Origin of the sequence: Vibrio sp. 10N.247.311.14, from assembly GCF_041467715.1 — a bacterium.
Classification (GTDB): Bacteria; Pseudomonadota; Gammaproteobacteria; order Enterobacterales; family Vibrionaceae; genus Vibrio; species Vibrio crassostreae_C.
In genome coordinates this window covers 1-16,501 of the sequence record NZ_JBFSVE010000006.1, presented here as the reverse complement: position 1 = coordinate 16,501, position 16,501 = coordinate 1, and the positions used below count along the sequence as shown (strand labels likewise).

The window sequence follows — 16,501 nt, the reverse complement described above, 5'->3', positions numbered from 1 at the left end:
GGGCTGAACCGTTAACCAGAGTAGGGGGATTAAGCCTCTGCCGTTACTTTAGAGCCGCTCATCTTTTTAAGAGCCGCGTAACCAAAGCCTGTTACCGCTGTACCTGCTGCAATCGCCAATAGGTACATTAGAACTGGAGAGATAGCACCAGGAATCAGTAGTACGAACAAGCCGCCGTGTGGAGCCATTAGCTGAGCACCAAACATCATTGAAAGAGCACCTGTTAGTGCACCACCTGCCATACAAGCTGGGATAACACGCATTGGATCTTTCGCTGCGAATGGGATTGCACCTTCAGAGATGAAACATAGGCCAAGAACGAATGATGCTTTACCTGCTTCACGCTCGCCTGCTTCAAACTTGTCTTTCACTAGGAAAGTCGCAAGGCCCATACCTAGAGCTGGAACCATACCTGCTGCCATGATAGCCGCCATTGGTGCGTAAGTTTGCGAAGCCAGTAGACCAACACCGAATGTGTAAGCGGCTTTGTTTACCGGACCACCAAGGTCGAAACACATCATTGCGCCTAGAATCACACCTAGAAGAATCGCATTAGACGTACCCATGTTGTTTAGGAAAGTTGTCATCGCGCTCATCACGCCAGAAACAGGACCACCTACGATGTAAACCATCACAAGACCAGTGAACAAACTCGCGATAAACGGAATGATCAGGATAGGCTTGAGGGCTTCCATTGACTGTGGAAGTTGAACCTTGTCGGCAATGAGTTTTGCAGAGTAACCTGCAATGAAACCTGCCGCGATACCACCTAGGAAACCTGCGCCCGTTGAGCTAGCCAGCATACCGCCAATTAGACCTGGAGCCAGACCCGGACGGTCAGCAATTGAGAATGCAATGAAACCAGCAAGAACAGGAATCATCAGTGCGAATGCAGAACCACCACCGATAGTCATCAGTGCTGCTGCCAGTGTGCCTTCTTCTTTAAACGCTTCGATACCGAATACGAAAGAGAGTGCGATGATCAAACCACCCGCAACAACCACAGGAAGCATGTGAGATACACCTGTCATCAGGTGCTTGTACACGCCTTTCTTCTCGTCAGCAGGCGCTGAATTTGAAGACGCTGTGTGTTGGTATGGTTTAGCTTCTGCGAATGCTTTTTCCATCTCTTGCTTTGTTTTCTTCAAAGCAGGGCTTGTTGTAGTTTTGTACAGCGCTTTGCCGTTAAAACGATCCAGAGGAACGTCGATGTCTGCTGCGATGATAACTAGATCAGCGTCTGCGATTTCTTGGTCTGTCAGTTGGTTTTTCGCACCTACAGAGCCGCGAGTTTCCACTTTAATTTGGTGGCCTAGGCGTTTGCCTTCAGCTTCAAGCGCTTCAGCGGCCATAAAGGTGTGTGCAACACCCGTTGGGCAAGCGGTAATCGTTACGATCTTTTTGCTGCCTGTCGCTGGAGAAGTACCAGTAACTTCCACTGTAGTCTCAACTTGAGAAGCGTCTAATACCGTTGCTTCTGCTACCGCTTTCTCTAGGAATGCTTTTGCATCAGCTGTGCATTCAGAGATAGCCGCTTGGTACACTTTCTTACCAACAAAACGTGCTTTATCAACATTTTTGTTAGCTGCGATAACTACAACGTCGCTGCTGTCGATAGCGTCTTGCGATACAGTTGAATCAGGTAACACGCTTGATTGACATTCAATAGCAGCGTTCCAACCTAGTGCTTTTGTCGCTTGCTCTAACAAGCCCGCGGCGATGATGCTGTTTGCTACGCCACTTGGGCAAGCTGTGATAATGGTAATATTCATAATAAACCTTTTGTCCTATTTGCTTGTGTCTAACTGGCTAGTTGGAGCACTAAGCGCCTGTAATTGGATATTTTGTAGTACTGAATCCAGCTCTTGTTGGCTGGTGATGCCCACGCCTACCTGTGAAACTGCTAGAGCAGATAGGGCGGTTGCGAATTTAATAAGTTCTGGTTTTGGCATCTGTTGCATGTGACCCCAACATAGGCCAGCAACCAATGTGTCACCTGCACCTACCGTGCTGACTACTTGCATGCGCGGTGGTTGAGCATGTAACCATTCACCTTGGTTTAGCCACATCACGCCTTCTGCGCCAAGTGATACCACGATGTTCTCGATGCCTTTTTCACTTAGGGCTTGGCCCGCGTGTTGGCATTGGTCACGAGTTGTCAGCTCTGCATTGAACAGCTGAGACAGCTCTTCATCGTTTGGTTTGATCAACCATGGTTGTGCATTGATACCGGCTTTAAGTGCGTCACGGCTGCTATCAAATAGAACCTTCTTACCTAAATCGTGTAAGCGTTGAACCCAAGAAGCGCAAAGCTCAGGAGAGATACCTTGTGGCAAGCTGCCTGCAATCACGAAGTAATCGTGCGTTTCAGCAAGTTCTAATAGGGTTTCTTCGAACGCTTTAATCGCGTCAGCATCAACAGGAACACCTGGGAAGTTGATGTCGCTTACTTGGCCTGAGTTTTCAACCAGTTTTACGTTGATGCGAGTTGCGCCATCAACACGGATGAAGCGGTCAGTTGCGCCCATCTGTTCAAACAGTTGGCAGAACGCTTCTTCGTTATTGCGACCAAGGAAACCTGTTACGGTCACTTTCGCGCCAAGCTCTGAAAGAACTTTTGCGACGTTTACGCCTTTGCCCGCTGCATGCAGAGAGCCTTTGTTTACTAGGCTAACTGAACCTACATTTAGTGCGTCGATAGCGCCTGTCAGGTCTAGAGCAGGGTTAAGCGTTACAGTAACGGCTTTGATTTGTTTATCAGACATATCGACTCCTTAACCTTCGCCAAGGCCTGAAGCGATAGCTTTGCCAATCGATTCAAGTGCTTGTGCTGCGTCATCACCTTCAGCAACAAACTGAAGCTGGTGGCCGTGTTTAACGCCAAGAGCGATCACTTTCATCAAGCTCTTCGCGTTCACTTCTTTTCCGTCGCCATCTAGGTTTGACACGCGGATTGTTGATTCGAATTTCTTCGCTTCAGCGACTAGCATTGCACCCGGACGAGCGTGCAGGCCGTGTGCGTTTTTGATTTTGAATACTGCGCAGTTGTCATCGTCTTGAGAAGCTGTAGAAACCGCTTCACCTTTCAGAAGACCAATCACTTGCGCTGCGTCAGCGGTTAACAGTTGTTGCTGTTTACCTTCGAAAACCATCTTGCTTAGGTTTGCCAGAATAGATTGGTGCGCGCTGTTGCAAGCTGCGAATGCTACCAATGCTTTAACTGGTGTGCCTTCGTATTCACAATGGTTCGCTGTTGAAACGAAAGATACGCCAGTGCGTGTTACGCCTTTGTCGCTGCCCAACAACCACAGGCCTTGGCCTAGGTGAGTTGGTGTTTTTGTTACTAGGTCAGCAACGAATGCGTTGTCTGTGCAACCTGTGTTCTTAAGTAGGCCACCCGCAACTGCAGACATTTGAATCATGTCGCTCGCAGGGAACAGTAGCTGAACTAAAGAAGCGTCTAGGTCGGCTTCAAGCTGAACTTCGCCGTTAAGTAGAGCGATGATTTCGTCTTCTGATTTCGCTTGCTTTAATTTCTCTTCAACACCGTCAGCTGCTAGCACTTTCGTTAGCTGCTTAAGAATGCCTAAGTGCTCGTCAGATTTAGCTGCAATACCAATCGCAACGTAAACACGGTTGCCGTCTGCCCAATCAATACCTTCAGGGAAGTGGTGTACCGCAACGCCTGTCTCTTTCACTAGGCCACGAGTATCTGTTGTTCCGTGAGGAATCGCGATGCCGTTACCTAGGAACGTAGAGTTCTGGTTTTCACGGTTCAGCATTCCTTCAACGTAACCAGAGTCAACTAAGCCTTTAGCTGTCAGGTCGCCAGCAATGTTTTGGATTGCTTTGAATTTGTCTTCGGCAGTTTGGCCTAGAGTGATGTCAGATTTTGATAATTTAAGCATGGTGCCTCTTTAGCGTATCGCTTGAGAATTTGTGTATCGCTACGATTCAGTCTAGAGCAAGATTTATGGAGCTTGCTCTTTGTTTTATCTTGGCTGAATCGGTTCAGCATTCAGTGTAAAAAAATTCAGCAAAGCCAATTCTGTTAACCAAAATAGTTTTGCTGCGTGTCGTAATTTCAGTTTCGTTCATAACGAGAAGTTGAATCACGACAAATGACGCTCAATCCATTCAAAAGGATGATTGAAGTCACTTTTCAGATTTTGCTGAATCCTTTCAGCTTTTATACTGAATCGATTCAGCATATAATTCAACTAATCCAAGGATCAGAAGATTGGTAATATGATCCTACGCACAAAATACAGGTCACCCATATGACACTAGATGAGATTGCCAAACTAGCCGGTGTATCGAAAACCACAGCCAGCTATGTGATAAACGGCAAGGCGCAGAAATACAGAATTAGTGAGAAGACTCAGCAGAAAGTAATGGCGGTGGTAGACGAGTATAACTACCGTCCAGACCATGCTGCTTCGTCGTTGCGTGCTGGTAATAGCCGTTCATTTGGTTTGATTATTCCTGATCTGGAAAACAGCAGTTACGCGCGTTTGGCAAAATTGATAGAGCAGAACTCACGTAAAGTGGGCTATCAAATCCTGATTGGTTGTTCTGATGATGACGCCGAAACTGAACGCAAAGTAGCGGAAGCGTTGGTGAGCCGTCGTATTGATGCTTTGCTGGTGGCGAGCTCTATGCCAGACGCTAACGAGTTTTACTTGAAGCTGCAAAACTCGGGGACGCCAGTCATCGCGATTGACCGTCCGTTAGATGATGAACACTTTGCCTGCGTGATCAGTGAAGACTTCGAAGCCGCCTTTGAACTGACGCATTCAATTCTAGATGACAACATTCACAGTGTTGGTTTAATCGGCGCACTGCCTGATCTGAACATTTCACGCGAACGCCAGTTGGGTTTTGAAGCGGCGAATAAGGCTCATACACAACAAACAGGGCTAACAGAAAACAAGCCGATGGTTGTGGGTTATGGTGAACACTTTGACAGAGAATCTGGACGAGAAGTGTTTGAAGAGTGGATTGCTACAGGCACAGTGCCCGATGCGATTGTGACTATGTCTTACACCTTGTTAGAAGGTGTGTTGGATGTGATGGTTGAAAAGCCAGAGCTGATCAATCAAGTGAAACTGGCAACCTTTGGTGATAACCGTTTATTGGATTTCTTACCTTTTAAAGTCCACTCACTGCCACAGCAATTCGAAGTGATTGCAGACAGCGCCTTTGCTTTGGCTTTGAACGCGTCTGCTAAACGTTACCAAGCGGGTATTGAGCTAGTGCCAAGAAGCTTAGTAAAACGAGGCTAGCTCGAATTTTACGCTTGGCTAGAAGCCTCGCGTTTAGCTCGAACTTGGTTTTAACTCGAACCTGCAATTAACTAGAACTCAGCAATAAGCCCATTTCTACAATGGCAACAATGCCGAGCAACAAAGCCAACACTTTCCAAAACTGGATCGGGTTTCGGTTTATCAAAGGTTGCTTGGCTTTGCTTTTGACCAAGCTTTGGTTTGGTGTGTAAAGATCTGCCACAAAATCCCCTAACACTTGATGACGTTCGCTTGGTGATTCCGCGCAGGCTTTTTGTAACACCAAATCTACCCAACTTGGCAAGTCAGCTCGTTTCTGTGTGATGGGTTGGTATTCCCACTGATGATGACGAGATTGCTTAAGCGATTGTGCAGTCATTTCAGAGTAGGGCAATCCACCTGTTAGCATCTCATAGCCGATCACGGCGATAGAGAACAGATCCGAGCTTGTGGTGGCCGTGTTGTGCTTGATGGTCTCTGGCGCTATGTAATTGACCGCGCCTAATGGTGTGTCGTCTTTGTCGGTGAGCTCTCCCTCTTCAAGGCCTCTCACTAACACCGCACCAAGGTCGATGATTTTTACCTCACCATCACGTTGAATCATGATGTTTTCCGGTTTTAAGTCTCGGTGCACCATGTCTGCACGTTGTAATACTCGAATGCCTTGTGTGATTTTTTCTAGTATGTCGCGCACTTCATTGAGTGACGGTTTTGGGTTGTCGTACATCCATTGTCTTAGGGTGATACCTTCTACCCATTCGCAGATTTGGTATAAGAATTGCGAGTTCTCTGGCGTCGGGTAAACCTTCATTACTCTCTTGTTTTTTAACAAGATCCCCGCCCATTGTTCATTAAAGAAAGCTCTGAGTTGCGAAGGGCTATCGTGATATTGAACGGAAGGGACTTTCAGCACGAACTCGGTTTGTGTCTCTTTCTGCATCACACGATACACATGGCTTCTTGACCCTGCATACAACACCTCAAGTACCATGAAGTTGTCGATACTTTGCCCGAGCTTTAAAGCGGGTGGGATTGCCCGTTTAGCCAGCTTCTCATGGAATTCAATCAGCGAAGGTTTAGGCAGATGGCTGACTTGCACAATCAAGCAGCTCACGTTGTCTGAGCTATTGTGGCTTAAAGCAGTGTTACAGATGGTTTGCGCTGCGTATTCGAAATCCGCTCCGGGTTTATCGATGTGTTCTTTGAAGGTGTTGGGAGATACAAACTCGTGCACGCCATCAGATGTCAGGATAAAGCAGTCGTTTTTCTTGATAGGCAGGGTTTGATAGTCAACGTTGAGTTGGTTGTCCATGCCTAAGGCGCGTGTAAGATAATGCTTCTGTCCCATATTTTTACGGGTGTGGTCGCGGGTCAGTTGGCGTAATTCTCCATCTCTGAGTAAGTAAATGCGGCTGTCGCCAACGTGGAATATATGTGCGGTGTTTGATTTTAATATCACGCTGCTGAACGTCGAAACGAGGGCATTGTGGTTCACTTGTTGTGCGGGATGAATATTAGAAACAGACGTGTTGAAGAGCCAAGAATTGAGGGACGTTAAGACCTTTTGCGCCGAACGTTGGATGCTCCAGCTTTGGGGAGTTGCGTAATAGTCGTCGATAAACTGCATCACGCTGGTGTGACTGGCTTTCTGGCCGTGTTCACTGCAACTTGCGCCGTCTGCTATGCAGGCAACACTGCCTTTCAACTCTTGCTCTGCGCGAGTTTTTGGGTGTTTTACAATGATGGCATCTTGGTTTTCATCTCGTACGCCTTGATTCGAATAACCACCAAACTTAAGCGTTAACTGGTTGTTGGATTCTGGCGTGATGACTTGCCCTTGGCTGAATGAAATTGTCATAACTGGTCTTCTTCTTAACTGCTCTTCTTCCCGCTTCCTTGACAGAACATCCTAGGAAGAACAAAAGCCCTAGTGAACTTAGAGCCTTTGAACGAAGCACCTAGCATTGATGTATCCGCTAAGGTGCTTCTCCCGATTCAATAATATCAATGCTTCATAGTACAGACCTAGCTTGAAACATTAATCAGCGTGACACTGCCATCGTCGTTTACTTCGGCGATTTGACCGTTAGGCTCTTCCATGAACAGTAGAGTCACAAAGCCAAGTACCGCTGTTGCAGCAATCACTAAGAAGAAGGTTTGGTAGCTCACGAATGACAACACAGTTAGGTAAACTACTGCACCCACGTTACCGTAAGCGCCCGTCATACCTGCAATTTGACCTGTCATACGACGCTTGATTAGAGGAACCGTTGCGAATACCGCACCTTCACCCGCTTGCACGAAGAAAGAACACGCCATCGCCGCAACAACCGCTAGCCATACAGGCCATGTGCTGTCGACTTGACCCATTGCGAAGTAACCCACAGCAAGACCAATCGTTAGAATAAGCAGTGTTGGTTTACGACCGAATTTATCTGAAATCCAACCACCACCTGGGCGAGACATTAGGTTCATAAAGGCATAAGCCGATGCAACCATACCTGCAAGAACCGGTGTTAATTCAAAGGTTTCAGAGAAGAACAGTGGCAGCATAGAAACCACAGCCAGTTCAGAACCAAATGTTGCGAAGTACAATACGTTAAGTACCGCTACTTGCTTGAACTTGTACTGGTGAATCTCAGGCACTTCTTCTTTAAATACGTTCTTGTTTACTTTCCAAACTTGCGACACTTCGTACACGTAAAGTGCTGCTAAACCTGCATACACAGAGTAAACCGCCATGTCAGACAACATGTTGATGTTGCTTGGTGATAGCTTCCAAGTCAGTAGCGCTAAAGCGGCATACATAGGGATCTTCATAATAAGTAGGAAGAAAAAGTCACCCTTTGATGTCACTTCCATTGCTGTTACTTGAGCAGGTTTGAAGTAAGTAGAACCTTTTGGTGTATCTGACACGTTTTTGTAGAAGATAAACGAGAACGCTAAGCTCATTACGCCGGTAATACCGACCGCATAACGCCAGCCGTCTTCACCACCAAACGCTAGAGCGAGAGTTGGAAGTGTGAACGCCGCTGCTGCTGAACCGAAGTTACCCCAGCCGCCGTAAATACCTTCTGCAGTACCCAGTTCGTTGTGTGGGAACCATTCAGACACAAGACGAATACCGACAACGAAACCTGCACCAATGAAGCCCAGTAGGAAACGAGCGATTGCTGCTTGAATGAAAGAGTCTGCCAGAGCAAACATGAAACAAGGGATAGAACAGACCGCGAGTAGCGAAGAGTAAACCAACCTTGGGCCGTATCTATCGGTTAGCATGCCTATTGCGACACGTGCCGGAATGGTCAATGCAACGTTGAGGATCAGGAGGGTTTTGATCTCTTCAGTAGAAAGACCAAGCGTAGTTTTTACCATTTGCAGTAGTGGGGCAAAGTTGAACCACACAACAAAGGTAATGAAAAAGGCCATCCAGCTTAGGTGTAATACCTTCATCTTACCCGTAAATGAAAGCAGCGAAAATTTAGTGTTATCCATGGTTTAAATCCTTTAAATCTGGAAAATTACCCGGTTTGTGCACCTGCGTTACTTCCGAACTTAGAACGCTTTTAATGTGCATAAACCCTGTGCCGAAATTGCGCACGCCAATAAGCGTTTGCATGATGGTGTCGGCGGTTTAGTTAACTGGCGATAGCAAGTGGTGCGAGAACTTGAACTTGTTCTCCTTGCTTGCGAACTTCAAATTTCACGAGCTTGAGCTCAGGCTGTTCAAGACATTCGCCAGTTTCTAAGTGGTAATGCTGCTTGTATAAGGGTGAGGCCACGTAAGGTTCTCCGCTTAATGAACCAATTATACCACGTGACATCACATTCGCCTTGCCGATAGGGTCGTAATTAGAGAGCCCATAAAGCGTGTCGCTGCGCTTGCAGTAAAAAATAGCCACTTGGTTATCGTCTACTTTGGCGCAAATTCCCCCGTTTGGGGTTAGATCGCTAGTGCTGCATACGGTTGTCCAATTTTCCATGACTTTCTCCTAGTCTAAAATTGAGTTTTTATTTTTTTATTGATGAACCTGATGAAATTTATGAAACCTCAGTCACTTCGATTTGGTCTGCTTTAGCGAGCTTTTCATCGCGTTTTGAATTCGAAGCATCACTCAAGCTCGGCTTAGGAAAACGCTGCTCTCGCTCTTTGATGAAAGAGAGGCTAGTGTCCATTTCTTCACTGTTGATGTAGTGCTGGAAGCGCTTCATCTTCTCAGGGTTTTCAATGGTGGTTTTCCATTCACACTGGTACTTCTCGATGTTGAGTGCGATGTCCGCTTCGAGTTCTTCAGCTACGTTGAGCTTGTCTTCAATCACGACTTGCTTGAGGTATTCGATGCCGCCTTCAAGGTTCTCCATCCATACCGATGTACGCTGTAAGCGGTCTGCGGTACGTGTGTAGAACATCAAAACGCGGTCGATGTATTTAAGGAGTGTGGTTTCATCAAGGTCGGTAGCGAAAAGGTCACCATGGCGAGGGCGCATACCGCCGTTACCACAGATGTAGAGGTTCCAACCTTTGTCGGTGGCGATAATGCCAAAATCTTTTGATTGGGCTTCTGCACATTCACGAGTACAGCCAGAAACCGCAAACTTGATCTTGTGTGGTGAACGCAGGCCTTTGTAGCGGTTCTCAAGTCGAATCGCTAAGCCAACACTGTCGTCGACACCGTATCGACACCAAGTGCTACCGACACAAGATTTCACGGTACGAACCGATTTACCGTAGGCGTGGCCCGTTTCAAAACCTGCATCAATCAGCTTTTTCCAGATGATAGGCAGTTCGTTAAGCTGTGCGCCAAACAAGTCGACACGCTGACCGCCCGTGATTTTGGTGTACAGGTCGAACTCTTTAGCGACTTCGCCTAAAACAATCAATTTATCTGGAGTGATTTCACCGCCAGCAATACGCGGAACTACCGAGTAAGTGCCGTCTTTTTGCATGTTGCCAAGGTAGATGTCATTGGTGTCTTGCAGCTCGATATGTTGATCTTCAAGGATGTAATCGTTCCAGTACGAAGCCAGAATCGAACCGACAGCCGGTTTACACACAGTACAGCCCAATCCGTTGCCGTGAGAATCTAACAGCTCGTCGAAGGTCTTGATTTTGTTGACGCGAATGATGTCGGTAAGCTCTTGGCGAGAATAAGCAAAGTGCTCACAGATATCGTTAGAGACTTCCACACCTAGGTTACTTAGCTCGCTATCGAGAACCTGTTTCGCAAGGGCAGAACAACCGCCACAACCTGTTGAAGCGTTGGTGGTTTCTTTTAGAGCCGCCATCGTGGTGCAGCCAGCTGAAACGGCCTCTTTAATATCGCCTTTGGTCACATCAAAACATGAACAGATCACAGCGCTATCAGGCAGAGCTTCAACACCCATTGCAGAGCCAGAATCATCGGCCACGTTAGGTAAAATTAGCACTGATGGGTTTTCAGGAAGGGGCATATCATTTTGCTTGATTTGCAGTAGCGAACCGTAGGCTTCTGCATCACCCACTAACACAGCACCAACAATCTTTGTGCCGTCAGCCGAGATGATCAGGCGCTTATAAACTTGTTCTATTTCATCGTTGTAGGTATACGATTGAGCACCTTCTGTCTTGCCGTGCACTTCACCAATACTGGCCACATCGACGCCAAGCAGTTTGAGCTTGGTGCTCATGTCGGCGCCAGTGAACGCAGCGTCGTCAGTACCGTCAGAGACAATATGCGCAGCCGCGATTTTCGCCATTGAATAGCCAGGGGCGACTAAGCCGAAGATCTTGTTGTCCCAAAGGGCACATTCACCAATCGCATACACGTTGTCGATGTTGGTTTGGCAGTGATCGTTAATCACAATGCCGCCACGTTCACCAATGGCGATATCAGAGCTGCGAGCTAAGGCATCTTGAGGGCGAATACCCGCAGAGAACACGATCATATCGGTTTCAAGGTGGGTGCCGTCTGCAAAGTTCATACGGTAGCGAGCGTTTTCTCCGTCGACTATTTCAGAGGTCGCTTTCTCGGTGTGAACCTGCACCCCAAGGTCTTCAATCTTTCTGCGCAGTAGCGCACCGCCACCGTCATCTAATTGTACGGCCATCAGGCGAGGTGCAAATTCCACCACATGGGTTTCTAAGCCAAGGTTTTTGACTGCGTTTGCGGCTTCTAAACCCAGCAGTCCACCACCAATCACCACGCCCGATTTGCTGCCTTTACTTGAGAGCTCAATGGCGTCTAAATCTTCGATGGTGCGATAAACGTGGCAGTGTTCTTGGTCGTTACCGGGAATAGGGGGAACAAAAGGGAATGAGCCGGTCGCCAAGATTAGCTTGTCGTAACTTTCAACGTGACCACTTTCAGTGATGACTTGTTGATTGGCGGTGTCTAGCTTGGCAACCTTCTGGTTCAACAAGTAGTTCACGCCGTTGCTTTGGTAATACTCTTCACTGGTCAATGACAGGTCATCAGCGCTTTTACCATTAAAGTAAGCCGTTAGCTGAACACGGTCGTAGGCCAGCCTTGGTTCTTCACTGAAAGTAATCACATCAAACTCATCACTGTCTGATTGCAGGATGTTGTCGATAAATTTGTGTCCAACCATGCCGTTACCAACAACGACGATTTTCTTCTTGCTCATAATCCATTCCTTATTCTCGGCGTCACCATCACTAGCATCTAATTTCTAGTCGTTAGCAGATGAATACCGGGTTGAGATTCCACTCAATTCATAATCATCAAGAAAAACAAAAATGTTTTTTCTAAGTCTTGGTTTTTAGTGGAGCAAGGAGGATGCCAGATTACGGTTCGTTCATTTAAATAAAAATTAACTTATAATTTTCAGTGGTTTAAAAAATAGAGGTAGCACGCAATTACCCCTAAAGTGGTATGTAAAATTTTTGTTAGATTTATATAAATGAGCGTTTGTGGTGCAACTTTCAGCAAGATGGTGCAAAAATTAAGTTTCTATCTTGGTTAAGTTCTAATTGGTTCATTGCTGATATTTGTGTTTTTATTAAGTTGTTGTTTTTAAATGAAATTATTTGCTATGCATCAGCTGTTATTAAGTGGCGTGTTATTTGCTTGTTTTCACTTATTACAATTATGGATAATTGAGCGAGAAACGGATGACCGATTCAAACAGCGGCTGGATAAAATCGACCTGTGCTTATTGTGGTGTAGGGTGTGGAATAGAAGCGAGACCGACATCGCTAGGAAAACTAGAAGTACGTGGTGATAAAGATCATCCATCAAACTATGGAAAGCTATGTACTAAAGGGATCGCGCTCGGCGACACCGTCACGCCTTTGGGTCGTCTTACACAGCCTGCTCATATTCAGAATGAGCAAAAACAAGAGCTGGACTGGAACAGTGCCACTCAGTTGGTCGCAGACAAATTCAATCAAACCATCGAAGAATTTGGGGCCGATTCGGTTGCGTTCTATGTTTCTGGGCAGCTGCTGACCGAAGACTACTATGTTGCCAATAAACTGATGAAAGGCTTCATTGGTAGTGGCAACATCGACAGTAACTCTAGGTTGTGTATGGCTTCAACCGTGGTCGGGCATAAGCGAGCATTTGGCGCAGACACAGTACCGGTATGCTACGAAGATCTCGAGCAAGCCGATCTAGTCGTGATTACAGGTTCCAACCTAGCATGGTGTCATCCGGTACTTTTCCAAAGATTAAGAGCCGCAAAACAAGCCAACCCTGCACTGAAAGTCATCGTCATCGACCCGCGTTATACCGACACCTGTGAAATTGCTGATATACACTTGGCATTGGAATCAGGCTCAGACGTCGCATTGTTCAATGGTTTATTGGGTTACCTCGATGATAACGACAAGCTAGATGCAGACTACATAGAAAACCACACCCAAGGCTTTACTGAATCGATTCGATCTGCGACTCACTACCGTTATACAGAGTCAGGTTATACCGAATCAGGCTGGGGCGACAAAAGTGTTCCTGAGCTTACAGGGTTAACAGAGCAGCAGCTAAAACAGTTCTACAGCTTGTTTGCATCGAACGAGAAGGTGCTGACCATTTACTCTCAAGGCGTGAACCAATCGACACAAGGGTGTGACAAGGTGAATGCGATTATTAACTGCCATTTAGCCACCGGGAAAATTGGCAAGCCGGGTATGGGGCCATTCTCCGTAACAGGTCAGCCGAATGCAATGGGCGGGCGAGAGGTGGGTGGGTTAGCCAATACTTTAGCGGCGCACTTTGAATTTGGTGATCCGCAATCACACCAAACGGTGAGCGAGTTCTGGCAAACCGACAGCTTAGCCACACATGCGGGTTTAAAAGCGATTGATCTGTTTGATGCCATGAATGAAGGCAAAATCAAAGCGGTGTGGATTATGGCAACCAACCCAGTTGTGAGCCTGCCTGACAGTGAAAAGATCAAAGCGGCATTAGAGAAGTGCCCATTTGTGGTGGTGTCTGATTGTATTGCCGATACTGAAACCACTCGCTTGGCCGATGTGGTGCTGCCCGCGCAAGGGTGGAGCGAGAAATCGGGCACTGTGACCAACTCTGAACGCCGAATCTCACGTCAACGCCGCGTGTTACCAAGCCCAGGGGAAGCCAAACCCGATTGGTGGATATTAAAAGAAGTCGCACAAAAAATGGGATTCAACGAGCAATTCGAGTTCCGCCACGAAGGTGAGATCTTTAAAGAGTATTGCGAGATGACAGCGCTCGGCAATGAAACAGGTAAAGCGCGTGACTTGTGCTTAATTGGACTCACGCAACTGGATGAAAAAGGCTATGGCGAACTCACTCCACAGCAATGGCCAGTACTTGAGTATCAACCAGAGATCATCGAACAGCGCATGTTCACCAATGGTGAGTTCTTTACCGAATCAGGCAAAGCGCAGTTTATTGCAGTTGAGCACGACAAACCGATTGCCGATACCAGCCTTGAATTCCCACTTATCATGAACACAGGGCGAATCCGAGACCAATGGCACACCATGAGCCGCACAGGTTTGGCGGCAGGCTTAGGTGAACACACCCCAGAACCGTTTGTCGCCATGCACCCAGATACCGTTTCAGAACTGAACTTGGATGAATTTGGGCTAGATGCTTTCAACCACGCCACTATTAATCCAGTGGTGAAAGTGCGCAGCGCACAAGGGGAGTGCCAAGCCCGCTTAGTGGTGACCAAAGAGATGCGCCGCGAACAAGTCTTCATGCCTATCCACTGGAACGCACCCACCGCCAAAGACAGCAAACCATGCGAACTAATCTTGCCTCATACCGATGCCGCATCAGGTCAGCCAGAATTCAAACATACCCCAGTGATGGTTGAACCGTGTGGCTATCGCAGTGAAGCCGCACTGGTCAGCGACAAAGTGATGGACTGCAGTGGCTTTGATTACTGGGTTCGCCAAAGAGTGGAGGGCGGTTTTCTGTATCGCATCTCATCATCTAAGAACCCTATGGAGCTGGTTATTCAGCTTGCTAATACCCTCGATGCCTTGCCAGAACCTGACGCAGAAGCGATTAAATCACTCCATTACCACGGCAATAAATCATTCAAGAACTACGGCTCTGCCAAGCTGGGTCAGTCTGGCGTAAAGCAAGCCTTCGTGGTGAACAGTAAGCTAGACCATCAAAGCATCGACTGGCTGGTGGAGTGCTTAACCCGAGAAGCCGATGAAGAGTTCGAAGCCGAGTTTTTGAGTACCATGGCGAAGTAGTTACTACCTCTAACCTATTAATACCAAGAGTTAAGCGCCGACAATTACGTCGGCGTTTTTGTTTGAAAACACGATATTCAAAGATATGACTATTCATTATCGAGCTGCGGTTTACTCACATATTGGGGAGTTTTCTGCATTTTGCAGAAACTATATGGAAAATTTCTGCTTTTCGTCATGTTTGATACGAAGATAAGTAGGTAAGATAATGTTATTAAATGAGTTATTAGACTAAGTGTAGTGTGTCTTGGAAACTAGACAGAATTGTTTCGGGGACAAAATGCAGAATTATTCTGTCTAATATAGCTGTTATGTTCATGCCGTCATGTCATGGCTTACTGATAATGAATAATAAAGAGCATCGTATGTATATAGGTTTTTACACTCAGAAAGAATTAGTCGTAGTTGGTAAAAACGATATGCATTTACTAACTGATAAGACCCCCCTGATCAATAAGTCAAGCCTGGATGATCTCGATAAAATAATCATTACCCATGATTCAGATGACTTTAAAATAACAGTTACTAGAGATGGTTTATTTGGGATCAGGATTAAAAGTATAGAAAGTGATTATCCAAGTCCACAAAGTATGGCTGAACATTGTAACGATAGGTCAACCGAGAAATGGAGATTGTATGTTGATCATATAAATGCATTTCAAGTTGCTTTAATGACAGCATCTTTAATTTCTGGTTTCAAAAGTGATCTTAGCGGTGTACACGATATTACTAGGGAAGATGCACTTATACTAAAAGAAGACATGAGGTTTGAGGGGCTAACTTCAGAGAGTAATAAGACCAAAATTAGAATGTTTGATAGCAACCGAACACGAGTTTTTTGTGCTCAGCAGTTCCTATTCGAAGAATATTTCGAACATTGTTTAGTACGCTTTAAAAGTATTATTAAAGCTAAGGCTATTTCTCATGTAGCAAACTTAGCAAGGTCACTAGTTCATTATCAGTCAGGAAATAATAACCTTGCTTTAGCGTTATCGTGGTTTGATATCGAAATATTGCTAAAGAGAAAGCTAAAGTTGCATTTGGAAGAGCCTTCTATTAACTACACCGTTGATAAAAGTAAAGGTACCAAACGTTTTAATAACGGTCGGTGTAAATATCTTGTAGAAGAAATGGAAGTAGCAAAAGTAGTCGAAATTTTGGAACTACTCGAGTTAATAACGTATGACCTTTATTCTAGTATTTCTAAATGTAGAAAAGAACGAAATAAGATGGTGCACGGTTCGAATCTAGTAGTGAGCAGTGAAACTGCAAATAATTGTATTTCCCTTTTGTTACAGCTTATAAATTCAGAGTTTAACAGTGATTTGAAAATTAACACATCAAGGTCAATGTCTCTTTTTTAGTTCATAAAAATGAACATAACAAGGCGTTTAAACGGAACAAAAACAGTGGGTTACGTTTCGCTTCGCTACACATTATAACCCACAATTTTTGTCCGCTTAATGCGGCTACATGGATTCCCCCGGTTGTCAAACATCCGCTAAACTTATGTTGATGGGTT

Annotated in this window: 10 protein-coding genes; 3 read left to right on the top strand and 7 right to left on the bottom strand. The window is 45.9% G+C overall.

Translation table 11 applies throughout. The annotated features are described in order from the left end of the window. Window positions 1-29: 29 nt before the first annotated feature. From fruA to fruB, 3 genes are read right to left on the bottom strand one after another with little or no spacing between them, the layout of a single operon-like run. Entirely contained in the window at window positions 30-1,772 is a 1,743-nt protein-coding gene (gene fruA, locus AB6F11_RS03480) for a PTS fructose transporter subunit IIBC (protein ID WP_372179375.1), read from the bottom strand. A 15-nt stretch (window positions 1,773-1,787) separates the two neighbouring features. Beyond that, entirely contained in the window at window positions 1,788-2,765 is a 978-nt protein-coding gene (gene pfkB, locus AB6F11_RS03475; protein ID WP_104216178.1) for a 1-phosphofructokinase, read from the bottom strand. Between the two features lie 9 nt (window positions 2,766-2,774). Next, on the bottom strand, window positions 2,775-3,908 hold the full coding sequence (gene fruB / locus AB6F11_RS03470; protein ID WP_050646611.1) for a fused PTS fructose transporter subunit IIA/HPr protein: 1,134 nt from the start codon (window positions 3,906-3,908) through the stop codon (window positions 2,775-2,777). 372 nt (window positions 3,909-4,280) lie between these two features. Here fruB and cra point away from each other — a divergent pair, with 372 nt between their 5' ends. Beyond that, window positions 4,281-5,285, top strand: a complete 1,005-nt coding sequence (cra, locus tag AB6F11_RS03465) for a catabolite repressor/activator (RefSeq protein ID WP_104216179.1) — start codon at window positions 4,281-4,283, stop codon at window positions 5,283-5,285. 67 nt (window positions 5,286-5,352) lie between these two features. On the opposite strand, the gene AB6F11_RS03460 is transcribed toward cra, so the two are convergent. The 4 genes from AB6F11_RS03460 to nirB form a co-directional block, all read right to left on the bottom strand. Then, complete coding sequence (locus tag AB6F11_RS03460; RefSeq protein WP_104216180.1) at window positions 5,353-7,143, bottom strand: bifunctional protein-serine/threonine kinase/phosphatase; 1,791 nt, start codon at window positions 7,141-7,143, stop codon at window positions 5,353-5,355. 167 nt (window positions 7,144-7,310) lie between these two features. Continuing rightward, entirely contained in the window at window positions 7,311-8,780 is a 1,470-nt protein-coding gene (locus AB6F11_RS03455) for a NarK family nitrate/nitrite MFS transporter (protein WP_017060867.1), read from the bottom strand. 143 nt (window positions 8,781-8,923) lie between these two features. Further along, window positions 8,924-9,268, bottom strand: coding sequence for a nitrite reductase small subunit NirD (gene nirD / locus AB6F11_RS03450; RefSeq protein WP_012600889.1), 345 nt, complete (start codon window positions 9,266-9,268; stop codon window positions 8,924-8,926). A 58-nt stretch (window positions 9,269-9,326) separates the two neighbouring features. Beyond that, on the bottom strand, window positions 9,327-11,909 hold the full coding sequence (gene nirB, locus AB6F11_RS03445) for a nitrite reductase large subunit NirB (protein WP_104216181.1): 2,583 nt from the start codon (window positions 11,907-11,909) through the stop codon (window positions 9,327-9,329). Window positions 11,910-12,381: 472 nt separating this feature from the next. Between nirB and AB6F11_RS03440 the strand changes: the two genes are divergently transcribed. Both AB6F11_RS03440 and AB6F11_RS03435 read left to right on the top strand, forming a co-directional pair. Next, window positions 12,382-14,979 carry a molybdopterin oxidoreductase family protein gene (locus AB6F11_RS03440; RefSeq protein WP_104216182.1) on the top strand — a complete coding sequence of 866 codons (2,598 nt, stop codon included), beginning with the start codon at window positions 12,382-12,384 and terminating at the stop codon, window positions 14,977-14,979. Between the two features lie 344 nt (window positions 14,980-15,323). Then, a complete protein-coding gene (locus AB6F11_RS03435; protein ID WP_133160488.1) occupies window positions 15,324-16,343 on the top strand; it encodes a hypothetical protein in 1,020 nt (339 codons plus the stop codon). Window positions 16,344-16,501 lie beyond the last annotated feature (158 nt).

Coding starts and splice junctions, on each gene's coding strand:
- AB6F11_RS03455 (WP_017060867.1), bottom strand. CDS start 8,780: ATGGATAACACTAAATTTTCGCTGCTTTCATTTACGGGTAAGATGAAG.
- fruA (WP_372179375.1), bottom strand. CDS start 1,772: ATGAATATTACCATTATCACAGCTTGCCCAAGTGGCGTAGCAAACAGC.
- nirD (WP_012600889.1), bottom strand. CDS start 9,268: ATGGAAAATTGGACAACCGTATGCAGCACTAGCGATCTAACCCCAAAC.
- fruB (WP_050646611.1), bottom strand. CDS start 3,908: ATGCTTAAATTATCAAAATCTGACATCACTCTAGGCCAAACTGCCGAA.
- pfkB (WP_104216178.1), bottom strand. CDS start 2,765: ATGTCTGATAAACAAATCAAAGCCGTTACTGTAACGCTTAACCCTGCT.
- nirB (WP_104216181.1), bottom strand. CDS start 11,909: ATGAGCAAGAAGAAAATCGTCGTTGTTGGTAACGGCATGGTTGGACAC.
- AB6F11_RS03435 (WP_133160488.1), top strand. CDS start 15,324: ATGAATAATAAAGAGCATCGTATGTATATAGGTTTTTACACTCAGAAA.
- AB6F11_RS03460 (WP_104216180.1), bottom strand. CDS start 7,143: ATGACAATTTCATTCAGCCAAGGGCAAGTCATCACGCCAGAATCCAAC.
- cra (WP_104216179.1), top strand. CDS start 4,281: ATGACACTAGATGAGATTGCCAAACTAGCCGGTGTATCGAAAACCACA.